This window comes from Prevotella sp. MGM2 (assembly GCF_002933955.1).
GTDB lineage: Bacteria > Bacteroidota > Bacteroidia > Bacteroidales > Bacteroidaceae > Alloprevotella.
This window is the reverse complement of sequence record NZ_BEWW01000259.1, coordinates 39,995-57,545: the sequence shown is the minus strand read 5'-3', so window position 1 is coordinate 57,545 and position 17,551 is coordinate 39,995. Positions and strand designations below refer to the sequence as shown.

At 44.5% G+C, this 17,551-nt stretch carries 15 protein-coding genes and 1 pseudogene; all 16 read right to left on the bottom strand.

The annotated features are described in order from the left end of the window. Nucleotides 1-410, bottom strand: a pseudogene (locus tag C5S62_RS06635) (MFS transporter); the annotation flags it as partial. A 26-nt stretch (nucleotides 411-436) separates the two neighbouring features. Further along, nucleotides 437-4,294: a DUF4922 domain-containing protein gene (locus C5S62_RS06630; RefSeq protein WP_104404606.1), complete on the bottom strand. Its 3,858-nt coding sequence runs from the start codon at nucleotides 4,292-4,294 to the stop codon at nucleotides 437-439. A gap of 29 nt (nucleotides 4,295-4,323) precedes the next feature. Next, nucleotides 4,324-5,583: an acyltransferase family protein gene (locus tag C5S62_RS06625; RefSeq protein ID WP_104404605.1), complete on the bottom strand. Its 1,260-nt coding sequence runs from the start codon at nucleotides 5,581-5,583 to the stop codon at nucleotides 4,324-4,326. Beyond that, nucleotides 5,580-7,034, bottom strand: coding sequence for a phosphatidylserine/phosphatidylglycerophosphate/cardiolipin synthase family protein (locus tag C5S62_RS06620; protein ID WP_223301172.1), 1,455 nt, complete (start codon nucleotides 7,032-7,034; stop codon nucleotides 5,580-5,582). The genes C5S62_RS06625 and C5S62_RS06620 overlap by 4 nt, the downstream gene beginning before the upstream one ends. Nucleotides 7,035-7,071: 37 nt before the next feature. Beyond that, nucleotides 7,072-8,025 carry an SIS domain-containing protein gene (locus C5S62_RS06615; RefSeq protein ID WP_104404604.1) on the bottom strand — a complete coding sequence of 318 codons (954 nt, stop codon included), beginning with the start codon at nucleotides 8,023-8,025 and terminating at the stop codon, nucleotides 7,072-7,074. 8 nt (nucleotides 8,026-8,033) lie between these two features. Beyond that, entirely contained in the window at nucleotides 8,034-8,786 is a 753-nt protein-coding gene (gene kdsA / locus C5S62_RS06610) for a 3-deoxy-8-phosphooctulonate synthase (protein WP_104404603.1), read from the bottom strand. 49 nt (nucleotides 8,787-8,835) lie between these two features. Then, on the bottom strand, nucleotides 8,836-10,206 hold the full coding sequence (locus C5S62_RS06605; RefSeq protein ID WP_104404602.1) for an NAD(P)/FAD-dependent oxidoreductase: 1,371 nt from the start codon (nucleotides 10,204-10,206) through the stop codon (nucleotides 8,836-8,838). A 52-nt stretch (nucleotides 10,207-10,258) separates the two neighbouring features. Then, a complete protein-coding gene (locus tag C5S62_RS06600; RefSeq protein ID WP_104404601.1) occupies nucleotides 10,259-11,014 on the bottom strand; it encodes an EFR1 family ferrodoxin in 756 nt (251 codons plus the stop codon). Next, nucleotides 11,011-11,838, bottom strand: coding sequence for a 4-(cytidine 5'-diphospho)-2-C-methyl-D-erythritol kinase (gene ispE, locus C5S62_RS06595; protein WP_104404600.1), 828 nt, complete (start codon nucleotides 11,836-11,838; stop codon nucleotides 11,011-11,013). The genes C5S62_RS06600 and ispE overlap by 4 nt, the downstream gene beginning before the upstream one ends. A gap of 57 nt (nucleotides 11,839-11,895) precedes the next feature. Further along, nucleotides 11,896-13,074: a class I SAM-dependent rRNA methyltransferase gene (locus C5S62_RS06590; RefSeq protein ID WP_104404599.1), complete on the bottom strand. Its 1,179-nt coding sequence runs from the start codon at nucleotides 13,072-13,074 to the stop codon at nucleotides 11,896-11,898. An 18-nt stretch (nucleotides 13,075-13,092) separates the two neighbouring features. Beyond that, nucleotides 13,093-13,782, bottom strand: a complete 690-nt coding sequence (locus tag C5S62_RS06585) for a 3'-5' exonuclease (RefSeq protein ID WP_104404598.1) — start codon at nucleotides 13,780-13,782, stop codon at nucleotides 13,093-13,095. 74 nt (nucleotides 13,783-13,856) lie between these two features. Beyond that, a complete protein-coding gene (locus C5S62_RS06580) occupies nucleotides 13,857-14,405 on the bottom strand; it encodes a DUF5063 domain-containing protein (RefSeq protein WP_104404597.1) in 549 nt (182 codons plus the stop codon). A gap of 600 nt (nucleotides 14,406-15,005) precedes the next feature. Then, nucleotides 15,006-15,530 (bottom strand): outer membrane beta-barrel protein, encoded by a 525-nt coding sequence (locus C5S62_RS06575; RefSeq protein WP_172486049.1) that lies wholly within the window; start codon nucleotides 15,528-15,530, stop codon nucleotides 15,006-15,008. Between the two features lie 160 nt (nucleotides 15,531-15,690). Beyond that, complete coding sequence (locus C5S62_RS06570; RefSeq protein ID WP_104404595.1) at nucleotides 15,691-15,891, bottom strand: hypothetical protein; 201 nt, start codon at nucleotides 15,889-15,891, stop codon at nucleotides 15,691-15,693. Between the two features lie 8 nt (nucleotides 15,892-15,899). Continuing rightward, nucleotides 15,900-16,835: a DUF4296 domain-containing protein gene (locus tag C5S62_RS06565; RefSeq protein ID WP_104404594.1), complete on the bottom strand. Its 936-nt coding sequence runs from the start codon at nucleotides 16,833-16,835 to the stop codon at nucleotides 15,900-15,902. A 73-nt stretch (nucleotides 16,836-16,908) separates the two neighbouring features. Further along, the gene (locus tag C5S62_RS06560; protein ID WP_104404593.1) at nucleotides 16,909-17,535 is read right to left on the bottom strand and encodes a lipoprotein signal peptidase; all 627 of its coding nucleotides are present in this window, start codon (nucleotides 17,533-17,535) and stop codon (nucleotides 16,909-16,911) included. Nucleotides 17,536-17,551 lie beyond the last annotated feature (16 nt).

Sequence of the window (17,551 nt, the reverse complement as noted above, 5' to 3'; positions counted from 1 at the left end):
CCGACATAGAGTGCCTGTTCTTTTGTTGGAAGCTCCAGCATGTAGAAACCATCTGCTGCAATGTCATGTGTGGCACTGCTAAAGGCCATTAGCCAGAAAAAGGCAAGTGTCCATTGAACCATAGGAGAGCAATGGAGGGTGAAGGCGACTCCGGCCAGCGAGGTGCCGATGAAAAGTTGCATGAGCAGTATCCACCAGCGCTTGGTGCGCAGAATATCAACGACAGGACTCCAGAATGGTTTTATCACCCAAGGCAGATAGAGCCATGAAGTGTAGAGTGCCGCTTCAGCATTGCTCAGACCTAATCGTTTGTACATGACAAGGGCTATGTAGGTGACGATAATATTAGGTAGTCCTTCGGCAAAATAGAGAGACGGTATCCATTGCCAGGGGGCTCGTGATTTGTTCATGCGATGGTGGATTGAAGTATTCTGGTTTATTTGTATAGTTTGCGGAGTGACGAATTGGGGTAATAATGTTTCAGAATTTTTTTGTGTTCATATCCGTTGTTACTCATGGCGGCTGCACCAATCTGGCATAGTCCCACACCATGTCCCCAGCCGGCTCCGATGAGAGTGAAACTGGAGGGTATGCCGTTTTCTACAGGACCTTTTTCCACAATGAAAGCAGAACTGTACAGATGACTGGCAGATAATGAACGTCTGATTTCAAGTTCTTTCCCAATGATGAGCGTATGGTTCGTTCCGACTATTTTCAGCCGTTTCAGCCGTCCGCTAGGACCTCTCTCTATTGGTTGCAGGTCAATGATATTGCCAAAGTCTTCTTCTCGTTTTTCTTTGAGAATTTGGCTCAATTCCTCCTGGCTGTATTCTACTTGCCATCTGAAGAAATCTGTGGTCTTTTGGTCGTAATTATTGAGAACCTGTCCGATTAAAGATTTGTCTGTTGTGTGGCAGAATGCGTTTGGGGTAGTGCGTATCCAGTTTTCAGCATTCTCTTCGACCGACAGATCAGGAAGGACTTGTGTGGTGTTATCGGAAAAGTCGCGTACTGGTACAAGGTAAGGTACGTCGAAGTCGTTCCAGCAAGTGGAAAAACGTTCGGTTACTCCTCCACAGCATTTTGAAAACCGTGCATCACAGATTTTTCCTTCACTGTCAGTGAGTATCAGACCACGTGTGGCTTCTACAGCTTGCTTTACTTCGGGCAATGTCGTGCGGGTGATGCCTTGGTAACGTTGGCAGTGGTCATCGGCGCAGACATCAAACAGGGTGTGGTCTTCACGGTCGTACCAGCGGATATATTCATCTTCTTTGCGCACGAAGGAGAAGTAGCCGGTATGTTTTTGGGGTTGGCGGCGTTGGCGCATTTGATAGAAAAGCCAGCTGCGCGAAACGATAGCATGAGCGCGAAGGAGTTCAGGGGAAGATGTCGCGTTCATTTCGGAACTGATAACGCTTTCTAAGTAGGTTTCGACAGGCAATTGGTTGATTATAACCAACTTCTCTTCATCCACGATTATTCGGAGAATACCTTTAAAGGTTTGTGTCTCATGCTGCTGCCAGTGGAAATCTTTTCCAATAACAACTGATTCTATTGTGAATGTGGAAGAAGGGGCTTGTGGTTGAAAGATCAGTTCACTGTAAAGATTGCCATTCCATAGGATGCCGCCATCTTGGCATGAGGCTTCCTGTTTGCCTTCGACAACCGCTCCTTTGGCCATGAAATTACCGTTGAGGATGAAAGTAAGGTGGTCATCCCGTAAAATGCCAACGGAAACCTCCGGTTCTTTCTTCAGCGATAAATCTTCGCTGGCTTCTTCGGCATTTGTTTGTCGGTTGCTATTATGCAGTTTGCGGGCTATTTGTTGCATTTGGCCTTCTGTGAGAGTGACTTCGCGCAACAGTTCGGAAGCTATTTGCGGTGTGATGCGCAGATAATCTTCCTCACGCGGTGTAATGAGTAGCCCTCCCATGTCTAGAGCTCCCGGACTGATGATGAATTGTTTTTCTCCTGTTTCAAAATAGCAGTCAGGACGGTGTTTTCGGCGGGGAAACAACACCATGATAACACTGTCTTTGTCTGCCGGTCCGCCTTCCTGACGCCATGCCAGCAGGTTGATGTCAGCCTCTTCTTCTCCTGTCGGTTTTGGCAATACGCTCAGGAGTTTGCTTAGTAAGAAATAATCGCCTTCGGCTTGTCCTCCCAATAAAACAAATGCAGGGCAGGCATATCCATGCAACAGGTAAAGTCCGACTCCCATCGTGTTGTACCCTTTCTCTTCCAGTTCTGCTTCATCGCTTCCGGTTAGAGGATATATCTTTTCAAGTCTGTTTTCATAGAACTTCCAGTCACGCTGTAAAGGAACATATCCTTTTTCTCCGGCTTGTATGTGTGCATGATCAGGTGCGGAGGCTCCACATCTTCCGCCATTGTAAAATAACAGGTAATCCGGCATGTTCCATGCCATTCGGTTGAGGGCTCCTAACATAGCAGACAGGCGCTGCGGTTGATGGCGGCGGGTGGGTATTGTGAGATGATGAGGCAAAATGGGGAAGGGATTGACCAAAACATGGTATTTCCCTTCTACAGGAAGTTCTTTTTGTTCTTGGGGACGATTGTGATCACAAAGGAAGCATGGGCGCTTTTTCAGATTTTTCTTATCAACACGTGCGGCGGTGGAGACTATACGACGAGGATTGAATTGAACGGCCAGACTGTAATCTTCGGTTGAGAGTGGTTTGGTTTGAATGTCATTTTCCAACTCTTCAAAACGCTGGCGCACATCTTCCCATATTTTCATTTGTTTGTCAAAAAAAAGTTCTATTTCTTTCTGACTGGCTTTATGTTCCCAACGGTTTATCATAGCTTGCCTTGTGCGGATTTCGACTGTTCTCAAACTGTCTTTGTATAAATTGTAGGTATTGGCTTTTTCGAGCGGCAGAGCTGTATCGGAATTGCCGTCCCATCGGCGGCATAGGTATAGTTCGTCAAAAATACGGGCTATTCGGAAATGACGTGAAAAAGTAAGTCCCATGGCATAATCTTCTCCGTAGGATGTATTGGGGAAACCTATTTTTCGTAATAAATGGGTTCTGAATGCACGCGGCGCACCTAATCCTCCAATGCGCAATGCGTTGTTGCGTCCGTTATCTGCTGTCCATTCATTATGTGCTATCAGGCCGGGAGGGAGTGTATTCAAATCGAAATCAACGATTCTGTAAGCTCCGATAACCATAGCCGCATTTTGCTGGTTAAAAGCGTCTACGATGCGGGTCAGTGTTTGAGGACTGCTGTATAGGTCATCTGAGTCAAGTTGAATTGCAAAACGGCCGCATGAGGTGTGCCGGATTGCAAGGTCCCAGCATCCTCCTATACCTAAATCTGTTCTTTGAGGTTGTAACAAAACAACACGGCTGTCGTTTTGGGCTATCGCTTTAATGGCTTCTGTGGTCCCATCGGTAGAATGATTGTCAATTACAATGACATTATAGGTAAATGAAGTTTTTTGTGTCAATACACTTTGTATTGCATCGCTAATTGTTCGCCTTCGATTTCGAACTGGGATGATGACGGATGCTTCAACGGGATAATTTTCTTCGTCTCTTGGCAATTGGTCAAATTCTTCGGGAGCCAGCCAGGCTCCTATAGCTTTGAGATGAGCGGTGCAAACACGTTCATACTCCAGTTGGACCTCTTTTGCTGTAGGGGTAACGTAATCGAATTGTTTTTGTCCGCTTTTCCGTAAGTCAGTTTCTCCTTCTGCATAAAGAAATTCCCGCAGGTGGTATATTTCTCCATGTCGGCTCAAATAAAGTCGTAATGAATATGGAGCTGCGTATTTAAAGCGATGTTTATTATTTTCTGCAATGAAGGTATGGAGCGCTTCGGTACGAACTAGCCAAAGATGTCCGAAATCAAAATCATCGCGCACACTGCCTAATTGGTAATCGATGACAGGATGTGGTATTTGATTTTGATTCTGCAGTTCATAACGGTCGCTGTAAACCATCAGTGCCCCGCAGTCATCTGCTACTTGAACCATACGGTCGAAGAGACGATAGCATGGGAGAAAGATGTGCTCACTCAAGAATAGTGCTGTGTAACGAGCCGTAGCATATTTGGCAATAGTGCGCAATGCTTTGGAAGATGTGTATGACTCCGTTTGTATGATTTTACAATTGGGCGGAAGTTCTTCTCCTCTAGATGTATTGGCCGTAGAGAGCAGGTTAATTTGCTCAATGGTAGGATTTTCGGCTATTGACTTTATTGTTGATATGAAGTCAGGAGTGATATCTTTTGCAACTATGAAGAAATCGATATTGCATTTCATGATACTAGATTTTGGCGTGATGATTTATGTTATTCGTCTTTGGGATTTGACGCATTGATGATGTCTTTGACACCTTTTGAAATACCTTGCATAATATCCCATATTAGTCGAATCATTTTTTTTATTAGAATACCGCAGACGGCTATGAATTTGAGAATTTGTTTGAATAAATGACGTACTATAGAAGGATATGAAAAGTCTGTTTTCGCCGCATAGTGGCGGTAAACTGCCAACACGGCTAAAGGTAATGATACGCCAGTAACAGTGTATAATATCCAAAAAGTATCGTTTGTGTACGTATTGACAACGGTGTGTCCACCCACCATTCCCCAGGCTAAACCATAATAAGCCACTTTAATGACACTAACTAACTTGAAGGCTAAAAGATGGAACGCGAATATATAAATAGTTCGGTCACCAACATAGACTAAGGACTTCGATATAATGTTATTGCGTTTGGCTAAATTGACGGAGATAAAATAAACAAAGATAAAGCCGGTGATGGCCGGTAGCAATAAAGACAAGAATTGTGATATGGAGGCGGCGTGCCCCATGGAGGATGGACAATAAGTGGCTCCTATTGCTGAAATAATAAAACAACAGAGTGCCAAAGGCCAACTTAATAAAAGTTGACTACGGTATTGTCTGAAAAGGAAACCTATGCAAATGAATAAGACGCCTAGTAGTTCTCTGTAACCTCCGCCGGCGAGTCCGGCTATACGGATATTACCTGCTACTAGCCAAAACGTCGCTATGAATGAGAAGAAAAGAATAAAAAGACTCGTTTGTTTGTCTGTGTCAATAGGACGGAGTATTTTGAATAATTTAAATAGAATGAAATGAATAATGCTTGCAATTAGTAAAGCCCGGAAAAACCAAAAAGATCCTGCTATAAACTCGTCATAACCGGACATGTTGAAAATGATATTGAATAAACGCTGGCTGAATTCATGCCAGGAATATGGATGAAGAACGCCTCCGCTGCCATTGCCGTATTGTTCGTTAAGTAATCCGAATGTAAAAAACAGATTATGAAGAATTAGAAAGGAGATGCTCCACTTTATAAAAGGAATATAAAGCCCTTTAATACGCTTGGCTAGGAATGTTCGCTCATCATTGATATATTGTGTGTTGAAAAAATATCCAGCACAGATAAAGAATATGGGGACATGAAATTGGTATATGAATTTGTAAGTCCAACCAGGTACACAAGCATGTGACATAACTACTAAAATGATGGCTATGGCTTTACAAATGGAAAAACTTGGCTCTCGCATATCTTTCTTCATCTTGTTGTTTTATTGTTTTTGAGGGCAGGTTGGGGTTGCTCTGTTTTTTCCTGGATAAATAAAGGTGACAGTTTTGCTATTTGTCTATTTATTGTCTTTTGCTTATTCTCTTGCCGTACAAATGGTGTCAGAAAATGAAAAAGCCATCCTTTGAAATGTTTCCACCGGCCGAATTGTTTCCATCTTTCAGGGGTTAGTTGGAAGCATCTTGTTAATTTATCTGTTTCAAATATTCGCTGCAATGTTTGAGTGGTGGGGATATCTGCTATTAGTAAATTACATTCATAATCAAAAGAGAGGCTTCGGCTATTAAGGTTCGCTGAACCTATGAAAGAATAGATACTATCTACCATCATTATTTTGCTATGATGAAATCCCCCTTCATAAAAATAAATTTTAGCACCGTATTTCATCAGTTTGTTGACATTATATTCAACGATACGAGGGGTTATGGGAATGTCGCTTTTAGCGGAAACCATAATCTGTATGTCAACGCCACGTTTGATTGCTTTTTTTAGAGAACGTTTAATGTGACGACATAATGTTAGATACGGATTGATAATCTGTATCTGACTGTGTGCATTATCTATTGCTTTGACAAAAGTGTCGTGTATGATGCGGGGAGATATACGGGGATTTCTGTCAATAACTCCCACTTTCTGATGTCCGGCCGTTGTACTTGTATCTTGAGATAACATAGGAAAGCTGTTTCGTGCAGCATGTTCTCCTGGATAGTATTCCGGTCCCGAAACAGATTGTCCTGTAGTTTCATTCCAAAATTTGATGAAGATGCCTTGTAGATTGCCTACGGCATCTCCTTCCACGCGGGCATGGATATCGCGCCAATCTCCGAATTCCGGCTTTCCTTTGATGTAGTAATCTGCTACATTCATTCCTCCAGTGTAGGCAATACAACCGTCTATAACAACTATTTTCCGATGGTCACGATGCAGCGCATGGTTTATATACGGAAAGCGTAGCGGATCAAATTCATAAATTTCAATGCCGACTTCCTGTAGTGCTTTCAAATGTTTTTTGCGAAGAGGGCGGTTGTTAGAACTATTGCCGAATCCGTCAAACAGAGCGCGAACTTTTACTCCGTTCTTGGCACGTTCTGCCAATAAAGAGAAAAGTTCCTTTGATATAGAATCATTTCGGAAGTTGAAATATTCTAGATGTATGCTCTTTTGAGCTGATCGTATAGATTTGAATAGATCATCAAATTTTTCTTGTCCATTCTTGAAAATGACAATGCTGTTATTTTGTGAAAAGTTTACGTTCCAGTCATTGTGTAAATAATGTACAATAATCGAGTCGCTGCGTGTTATGGAGCTATGAATGATTTTGTTCTGAATGTTCTGTGCTTTAATTGAGCAGAAGCAAAATAGCATTCCTGCCAATAGAAACTTATATGAACACCAGATAGGGTTTTTACTTTTGAAATGATGCATGTCTAAAGTAAAAGAAAAAGGCAGAATTAATTGTAGATTAAATCATTGTACTGAAGGAGTCAACAATACCAAGGAGTTGTTGCTGCTCGTTGACAACTAGAACGGAATGAATTTTATTACTCTGTAAAATATTTTCTATTTCAGTTATTTTTGTGTCAGGGGTCACACATTTAGGATGTATGGACATTATGTCTTTTACGGTCAGATCGAAGAAGTTATCTTGTGAAGTTTCCATGGCCCGTCGCACATCGCCATCAGTAATTATGCCGATTACTTTTCCATGATTGTCTTCAGCAATGCAGAGGCCCAACCGCCCGCGGCTAACATGAATTACAGCTTCTCCTAGTTTCATTGTAGGAGATATTGTAGGTAAATCTTCAGTACGCATCACGTCTTTGGCTTTGGTCAACAAACGTTTCCCTAAAGTTCCTCCCGGATGGAATTGTGCAAAATCAGATGCTTTAAAGTGTCTGGCTTCCATAAGAGCGCAGGCAAGAGCGTCTCCCATAGCCAGAGTTGCTGTTGTGGATGAAGTGGGAGCTAGGCCCAAGGGGCAGGCTTCTCTTTGAACAGCAACATTAAGGTGAGCGGTTGCATATTGAGCCAATAGAGAGGTAGGATTACCACTCATACCGATAACAGGTATGTTTTGTTCAATAAAATAAGGCAGGAAACGAAGCAACTCGTCTGTTTGTCCGGAGTTGGATATGGCCAAAACAACATCTCCATGTTTGATAACTCCTAAATCGCCATGGAAAGCATCAAGAGGGTTAATGAAGAAACTTGGAGTTCCGGTACTGGAAAGAGTGGCGGCAATTTTTGCTCCAATGTGTCCACTTTTACCAACGCCGGTGACAATGAGTTTTCCGGTGCAATTCAAGATTATTTTAACGGTTTTGTCAAAATTTTCATCGATGTTGGGTATTAACCCCAATAGAGCTTCTGCCTCATCGCGCAGGCATTTGATGGCAGTTTCTGTCCAGTTACTCATATGTATCTTTAAATCAATTGGCTTAATAAATGTTCTATGTCAGATAAAGGCAACATGTTCGGCCCGTCGCTCATTGCCTGGTCTGGTTGCGGATGGGTTTCAAAGAAATATCCGGTTGCTCCGAAAGCTTTAGCAGCGAGTGCCATGGCCGGTACATACTTTCTGTCACCCCCGGTGCTGCCTCCTGCAGCTCCGGGGCGCTGTACACTGTGAGTGCAATCCATAATGATACGGTCAGCTAAAGGAGTCATAATAGGAATATTGCGGAAGTCTACTACCAAATTCTGATAGCCGAATGTTGTACCTCTTTCTGTTAGCCAAACTTCATGTGCGCCGGTTTCCCTGCATTTTTCTACAGGATAACGCATGTCCTCACCTGCCAGAAATTGAGCTTTCTTTATATTTATAATTCTACCTGTTTTAGACGCAGCTACCAGCAAATCAGTCTGCCGGCATAGAAAAGCGGGAATTTGCAGCACATCTACCACATCGCCTACGGCTTCCGCCTGATAGCTTTCGTGGATGTCTGTCAATAAGCGCAAACCGTATTGTTCTTTGATGTCGTGAAGCATTTGTAACCCACGTTCCATTCCCGGGCCTCTGAAAGAATGGACGGAAGTACGGTTGGCTTTGTCAAATGACGCTTTGAATATTATCTCGATGTTCAGACGATGAGCTATGTCTTTTAAAGTAGAGGCCACTTCATTAAGCAACTCTTCAGACTCTATCACACAAGGTCCGGCTATAAATATGGGTTTCATGATTAATTTGTTCGTTTTGATGACGGTCGTTTTTTTTGCCGCAGATATATTATTCTCTGCTGATATCTTCTGAACCTTCGCTCATGAGGTCGGTGCCCCAGTGTGTTGATGCCAGACGGCGTTCCCGTTCAATCACTTCTTTTGCTTTTTTGGCGTAGATGATCATTCTCAGTGATTGCCCATAGGAGAAATAATTCCAAATCCAATTGAACAAGACGATGACTTTATTACGGACACCAAGTATGGAACGTAGATGTACGACAAGCCACATGAACCAGGCAACAAAACCTGCCATTTTTATTTTTTTAAATTCTGCTACAGCCCGATTGCGGCCCACAGTAGCCATGGTTCCCAGATTCTTGTACTTAAATGGTTTCATGGCTTTTCCTTTCTCATGATTTTTCAGGTTTTTAGCTAGTAGCTTACCCTGCTGTATGGCCACTTGAGCCAATTGGGGATGTCCGCCAGTCCAAGCCTTGTCCCCTTCTGCCATGATGCATTGGTCACCGATGCAATATACGTCTTTCAGCCCTTCCACTTGGTTGTAGGCGTTAACCTTTATTCGCCCGCCACGTCCCAGATGGTTGTTGTCGAGATTACCGATAGGCTGTGCCATGATGCCGCTTACCCATATAAAAGTACGTGTGGCAATGGAGCTTCCGTCTTTCAGAATGACACAATGGTCTTTATAGTCTGTTACCATTTTGTTGAGTAACACATTAACCCCCATGGTGCGTAAATATTTTTCAACATGTGCGGAAGAATCTTCGCTCATAGCCGGCAGCAGACGCGGACCTGCTTCTATCAGGTAGATGTGCATCAGGCTGGAAGGCAAATCTGGGTAGTCTTTGGGTAAAACAAAGTTCTTCATTTCCGAGAGTGCTCCGGCTATCTCCACTCCTGTTGCGCCGCCGCCCACTATTACGATGTTGAGCAACTCTTGCCGTTCCTTTTCTCCGGCACAGGTCAGGGCACGTTCAAAATTGTCCAGCAGAGCATTGCGCAGCCCCATAGCCTCACTCACGTTTTTCATTGGCATAGCCTCTTCTTCCACATGGTTGTTGCCAAAGAAATTCGTGGTAGCCCCAGCTGCCAATACCAAATAATCATATTTTACTTTACCGATGGAGGTTTGTATTATTTTGTGTTCCGGAAATATGGAACGAACCTCTGCCATACGGAAAAAGAAGTTCTTGCGCTTTTGGAATATCTTTCTGAAAGGGAAGGAAATGGAGCTGGGTTCGATGCCGGCGGAAGCTATTTGATAGATAAGGGGCGGAAACTGGTGGTAGTTGTTGCGGTCTATCAGAACAACCTGAAAGTTAGAATTTTTCAGCTTGTTGGCCAATTTGAGACCACCAAATCCACCACCAACGATGACCACTCTTTTTTTATCTGTTTTCGGAAGGTTAAAACTCATTTTATTTTATGTATGTTGATTTGCAAAGATACGAATAAAAACTGATGCCGCTTTATGATTTTTTACAAATATATTGTCCTTTTCCTTGTGTGAAAGGTCCGTAAGCAATGCTGTGGATAGGGCAATGATGGTAGCAGGACAGACACATGGTGCAGTCGTGTAGCCATACAGGCCGGCCTTTCCCATCGCATCTGATATTCCCGACAGGACAAATCCGTTCACATTTACGACAGCCAATGCAGGTGCTTTCGTGTCTGAAATATTTGTGCTTGGTCAGAAAACGGTTGAATAGATGTCCTAAAATGTACGTTTTGACATAGGCAAGAGTTCCTGTATGCACATCTGTAATAGAAGAATCACGGCGATTGATGACTGATATGATATCATCTAATCTTTGTTGAGCGGCCTTTAGTTTATTTTCCTGTAACTCCTTCGGATCTATGTCGAAACCAGGTAATGCCACATAAGTGTTAGGCATTGTGACAGACCAAACGGCGTCCAGTTTTATATCCTTTTCCTTCAGTTTTCTGCGAAGCAGTTCATGGGTTCTTCCAATATCGTCACCACAGGTGAGAATGGCAAAAAAATACGCAGACCGCTTTTTTGTTAATGGAAGATTTTGCAGAAATTGTTCTACGATACGAGGTAAACGCCATCCGTAGACCGGAAAAACCATGCCTGTTACCTCACTTTCTTCAGGGGTCTCTTCGTCACAGAGAATCATCGGCCGCAAGGACCAGCCTGTTTGACGTGAAAGTATCTGAGCTATGTGCAGGCTGTTGCCTGTACCTGAGAAGTAATAAATCATACGGATAAGGTTTTCCGGAAGACGTAACAATCATGGAAAACACGTTCGGCTTCCTCGCATGAATGTTTGAACAGGCCGAAGACTGTACTGCCGCTGCCGCTCATGGCAGCATAGCTGGCTCCCATGTCGTAGAGAGTTTCTTTGATGGCGGCAATAGCTGGATATTGCGGGAATACTGAGGCTTCGAAATCATTGTGAATGCATTCACGCCATGTTTCCACATTGCGTAATACGACTTCCGGAAGCCGGCATGGGGCGGGGCGGGGTATGATTCCGCTATAAGCGAGTTTGGTTGAAATGAAAATATCAGGTTTCACCAATACCAGTGTCCAGCCTTTCAGGGTCAGAGCAATGGGCGAGAGCACGTTGCCTATGCCAGTGGCGTGAGCTGGCCGGTTGTGGACGAAGAATGCGCAGTCGGCCCCGTATCCGGCCAAACGGGAGACCATTTCATCGTCTGTAAGATTTAAGCCGAAAATTTCGTTGAGTCCCCGCATCATGGCGGCTGCGTCACTGCTGCCGCCTCCAAGTCCGGCTCCCATGGGGATGTTCTTATATAAATAAATTTCGACAGGAGGTAGCTTGAACTCTGCCTGCAGGTCACGGTATACCTTGATTATGAGGTTATCTTCAGGAACACCTTCTATTTTATGTCCTGCTGTTTGGAGCAGATAGGGAACATCCTCTTTTTCCAGACGTTTGATTTCAAGGTTGTCTCGCAGAGGAATGGGATAGAACACTGTTTCCAGATTGTGGTAACCGTCCGGCCGTTTTTCCGTCACGAACAGGCCGATGTTTATTTTGGCATTGGGGAGTAATAGCATGAGGATATCGGAAACGTTGGATACCGGAAAGACCCGGCGGTCATTCCGGCGGTTTTCTTATTCTACATATAAAACCAGTCCTTTGAGGTATTCGCCTTCAGGATGATAAATGTTGACAGGATGGTCGGCTGGCTGGTGCAGCTGGTGAAGAATGCGGACATGCCGGCCGCTTTGGGCTGCGGCTGTGAATACTGCCAGGCGGAACTGGTCTTTGTTGACTGCCTGTGAGCAGCTGAAAGTGAAAAGAATGCCGCCTTTTTTGATTTTCTCAAAGGCAATGGCATTCAGTCTGGTGTAGCCTTTGAGCGCGTTGCGAAGAGCGTCTTTATGTTTGGCGAAAGCCGGAGGATCGAGTACGATGAGGTCGTAGATGTCATCGGCGCGGGAGAGGAACTTGAAGGCGTCCTCGGCAAAGGCTTCGTGGCGGTTGTCGCCGGTGAAGTTCAGAGAAACGTTGGCGCGTGTCAGGTCTATGGCCTTGGCGCTGCTGTCTACGGAATGTACCAGTTCGGCGCCGCCACGCAAGGCGTATACGGAAAAGCCACCGGTGTAGCAGAACATGTTGAGTACTTTTTTTCCTTTGGCGTAGTGTTCCAGAAGGCGGCGGTTTTCACGCTGGTCTACGAAAAAACCTGTTTTCTGTCCTTTCAGCCAGTCGATGTGGAATTGCAGGCCATATTCGGTCGCTATGTTGCCGGTTTCACCTCCCAGAATAAAGCCGTCTTCTTGTCCAAGGCCGGCTTTGAAAGGTAATGTCGTTTCGGATTTATAGTAGACGTTGCTTATTTCGCCTTCCGTGGCTTCTGCGAGCGCTTCGGCTATTTGCATGCGTTGACGGTGCATGCCTACGGAGTGGGCTTGCATTACGGCCGTGTTGCCGTAAACATCGATGATGAGTCCGGGCAGGCGGTCGCCTTCGCCGTGAACCAGACGGTAGATGTTGTTGTCGGACAGGCCGGTAACTCCGATGGCTTTGCGCATGAGCCAGGCTTCGTGGAGGCGTCTCTTCCAGAAATCCGTGTCAATGCGGCTGCGTTCGAAACTTAAAACCCTTACCGTTATGGAGCCTATCTGGTAGTGGCCGAGGGCTGCAAAGTGACCTTCAGAATCGACCACCTCAACGATTTCGCCTTCTTGTGGCTGTTCGCTCATGGAAGCAATGGCTCCGGAAAAAATCCAAGGGTGAAAGCGTTTGAGACTTTCGGACTTACCTCTTTTCAGTCGTATGGTAATCATCTTGTTATGTATGAATGTTCAGTGGTTGGTTTTATCGTTTTTCTCAGAGGCTGCTTGAACTGTGGATGGTGTTTGCTGCGTTTCATCGTCAGGGATCAGCAGTTCGTAATTACCCGATGCACTTAATGCCATGAGACGCTCATAGAGTCTGATGCAGGCCACGGCATCGGTAGCGGCATAGCGTTGTTGGTTTTCAGTAAGTTCCGGAGCTTCCCAGTTGGTCAGCCGGGTCTTTTTGGAAATACGTTGTCCGAAAACATTGGCATATAGCTTCTGCAGGCTCATATCTTCAATGCCCAGCCTGCGCACGAGGTTTTGTAGGTCCAGACAGTTTTTCGGTTCGAAGTTGCGGCGTTTCCGGAGAGCTGAAAGGTCGTCACGGAGCGACAGGCCTATTTTTAGTATCTCGGGGTTGGACAATAAGGCGGTAAGGCCATCGGTCAGCCCTGTCTTTGACAAGCGGAACAAATAACATTTCTCTTTGTCTGCTATCTGAAGGAGGGCCACTTTATGCCCTTCGCCCCGCTTGAAGGATGGGCGGGTTTCGGTGTCGAATCCCAGTATTCCGCCTGCTTGCAGGAGTTTTTGAACGGTGGTTTCCGCCGCATCTTTTTGGTCGATAATCTCAATGGGGCCGTCGTAGAGAAAACGGGGCAGTGAGGCTATGAAGTCTTTATTGGTTTTTTTGAATAATTTCTGTTTGGTCATGTTGTCGGGGCAAGATGGCTTGGCTTCTGAGAGGGAATGAAAGTTATTCGCCGGCTGAAACCGTATATTCTTTTTTAAAAGTCATGTTCTTCAGGAGTTCCTGTTTCGCCGAAACGGATGTCGTGAAGCGCTTTCAGGGCGTTTAAGGCCCGTTGCCCCCAATGTAGCCTGAACTCTTCCTGTACTTCACGAAGTCCTGCCATCATGGCCTCCTCAAATCCGCCGCGGAACGTTTCAACAAGTTCGCGCAGAGCCTGGTAAACATCGGCCATATCTTCACTGATAGTGCGCAGGATAGGGCGGTCGGAATATTTGAAATCCTCAACGAAAACGTCAAGATAGTCATCTTCGGCTCCGGTGTAGCGCTTGACACGTGCGCGAATGTATTCGTAATCGTCTTCAGTGACGCGGCTTTCGTTAAATCCTTGAACATCCGGAACTTGTGGAAGAAGAGACATCTTCAGGTAAATCATGGAGAGGAGGTTACGCATGACATCGTTAAAGTGGACTGGTTTTTTGAAGTCCTGTCCCTCGAGTGCTTTGCAGTATTCGGCGGCTACTGTAACTAATTCGGTTGCAGGCGCTGAAAAGGCAAAATTGTTATGGTGGTCTGTTTCTGTCATAATAGGTGCAAATTTACGAATTTGCAGTCATCCCCGCAAGCCCGGATAGTGTCAAAGCTAGAGTTTCATGAAGGAGAAAAGGCATGATAACGATATGCTCTTTATCAGTCCGTTTCTGGTGTGTTTTGTTAAATAAGTGAAATTGTTCAATGGCCGGCTGTTTTAACATTTCTTGGTTTTGGGAGAGAAAAATCGTATATTTGCAATGGCGAAGAGGATAGTCCGAAGGATTATCCTTTTTATTATTGGTTGTATTCGGAGAAATGGGTATGAAAATGGTGCTTTCGAAGTTTAAATTCTCCGTATTGGAATTAAAATTCTCCGTATTGCCGTTTATTTTTTCAGTAACCTTTTTCCAACAGTCTCTGTTCTGCCTTCAAAAACTATGGATTTGAGGTGTGAATGGCAATCTTAAATGTTTCTGAAAGTTAAATGTGTTAATACGTAAAAAGACGTATTTTAATGTAATTTATCATTTCTGGTGCTTCTTGGCATAATGAATGCGGCAAGTGCTCTATGAGAACTTGCCGCATTCATTGCATTTTCATCTTTCGGTGTGGGGGAACTGTTTTCTATTTGTTCCTCACATTTGCGGTAGTCTTAGAATTCATAAAGAAGACCGAATTTTAAATCTTGGCTGGAGAAGGCAAAACCTAGTCCCTGACTGCCGAAAGCTAAAGCACCGTGGTCGTTGTCGCGATAGCCTAGGAAGCCGAGGTGGGCAACGAAGTGAAGTTGCGGGGCCAGTTGTACTTTTACGCCAGGTTTGAGGCCGATTTCCCAAGCGGTGGCTGAGTCGCTGTTCTTTTCCTTGAGGCTGCTGAAGCCGAAACCTCCGTCAACAATAAAGCTGACAATGCCGACTTTACCCACAGTGTAACGGGCATAAGGAGAAAAGTTGAACGCATTGATTTTGGCACCATCATTATAGTGATGTGCATAGCCGATTTGCAAACCAGCAGCCCATTTGTCGGAAAATTGGTAGCCAATTTCAGGCTGTAGGGCAAAAGTAGTTTCGTTGTTGTTCCAATCGCGCCAAAGGCCGACTTCGCCTCCAAGATAAACTTGTGCACCGGCAGTCAGCGAACTGATAACCAGAACGAGGGTTAAGAGTAACTTCTTCATTGTTTGTAGTTTTTTTGTTAAACTTATAGGAGCATGTAATGTTCCCGAAAACTGAAGCAAAATTAAAAAATCCGTCTTAAATGAAAAAAAATATGGCATTTTTTTGTTCAGAATAGGATTTTTATAACAATTCTGCGGAGAAAAATACCAATGAACGAATTTATATATCTGAAGGCCAATGGAAATCCCCTCCTCTCCATTCTGTGAAAGGGATTTCTTCGGTGAGAGGATAATATCGGGCTGAAAACTTGTTCTCAGAGGTTTGTTGGTATTCAATAACCTGATTTTTCAATACGCTGCCGTCAGGAAGGTGCAGGCGGCTGACGGCAAAACGATGGAAAGATTTGTCGGGGGGAAACATAGATGTCGTTATCTTTTTCTTTGAGATACGTCTATCGGTTCAAAATGAGAGCGGCGATTTTCGGTTTCTTCTCTGATGATAAGGCTGTCGCGTAAACGTTGTTCAGCCGTTACAGCTTTTCTTAAAGTGTCTTCCGACTGTGTGGTCGTTTGCTGAGGTACCGGCTTTAATTCGTGCCTGCTGCGGATGCGTAGCAGGGAGAAATCGGACAATGTCAGTAGCTTTGGCCGTTCGGACCAATCGGCTGTCTGATAAATGAAACCGGTGACGGACTTTACAGGCCGTGAGCCGACACGTATGGTGAGATTTTGGTAGCCGGCACTATAAAAATATTGGGTGCTGGCGGCAACAGAATCGTTGTCATAACGGATGGCTATTTGCGCTACAGCTGTTTTGCTGCCTTCACGATAAATCCAATGCGCGTTGAAACGAAGTGTCAAACGGTCGCCTTCTTGAAGTGAAGTATCGGCCTTTTGTGTGAAACTGAAACGGTTGACTCCTGTTGATGAAAGTAGAACAGCCTGAACGCCGCGCCAGATGTTCAATGTGTCACCTGTGTGCGTGCCGGTTGTGGCGGAATTGAAAATTGTTCCCATATTCCCGCTTTCACTCAGGCGTTGGTCTATGTTTTTATAGATGTTGAAGAGAATTTCAGAATGGCGTGTGTACCATTGTAAGGAACGGTTGAAATCTTTTTCGGTCAGGCCGTATTTTTTATAGACGGCTTGGATATAGTAATTTCTAGCCGTCGGTTCGTCCGTCGTTTGCCGTGAAGGAATGCCCTCAGCGCCTTCTATGGCTAAAGCCAAGTGATAATCATACAGGACTTCTTCCATTTCTGATTGGCTCAGCACATTCTCAGGAGTATCTGATGTGCAAGCGGAAATAAAAAAGATGACTCCGGAAAAGAGTAGGGCGGAGAAGATACGGTAGACTGAAGGCATATTTACAAAAGAGGCTTTGGGCGTATGATGGCAACCTGTTATTTTCCTAAGGTGTCAAAACGGGAGAGAAGGACTATTGGCGGGCTTTCAGGAGGTAGTCCAGTGAAAGTAGTTTGTGGTAGAATATAAACAAGGCTACTGCACCGCAGCTGATGGCGGCATCGGCAAAGTTGAAAATAGCCCCGAAGAAAACATTTCCACCGACTAAAGGCATCCATGAAGGCCATTCAAAGAGTGGAAAATAAAACATATCTACAACATGGCCGGACAAAAACGAACCATATCCTTGTCCAATAGGCACGAAATGGGCCGGCGGCATACCGTAAATGCTTTCTGTGAAAATAAGGCCGTAGAGGCAGTTGTCGATAATGTTGCCGGCAGCTCCGGCTACTACTAATGAGAAACAAACAATAAATCCCGTTGGCGCGTTCTTTCTGACTATATTATATAAAATATAGCTGAAAAAGATGATGGCGGCCATACGGAATAGGGCTAAAAACATGGTGCCGATGAAATCCATGCCGAAGGCCATTCCGTCATTTTCAGTAAAACGTATTTCAAACCAATTGGTTACATTAATGATTTCGTAAAGTCCCATGTTGGTTTTGACTGTTATTTTTATAATCTGGTCAGCTATGAGAGTACAGATTACAACCAATATGGCTATTGCAGATTTTATACTAACCGAGGAAGTGTTCATGAATATTATTTGAAAT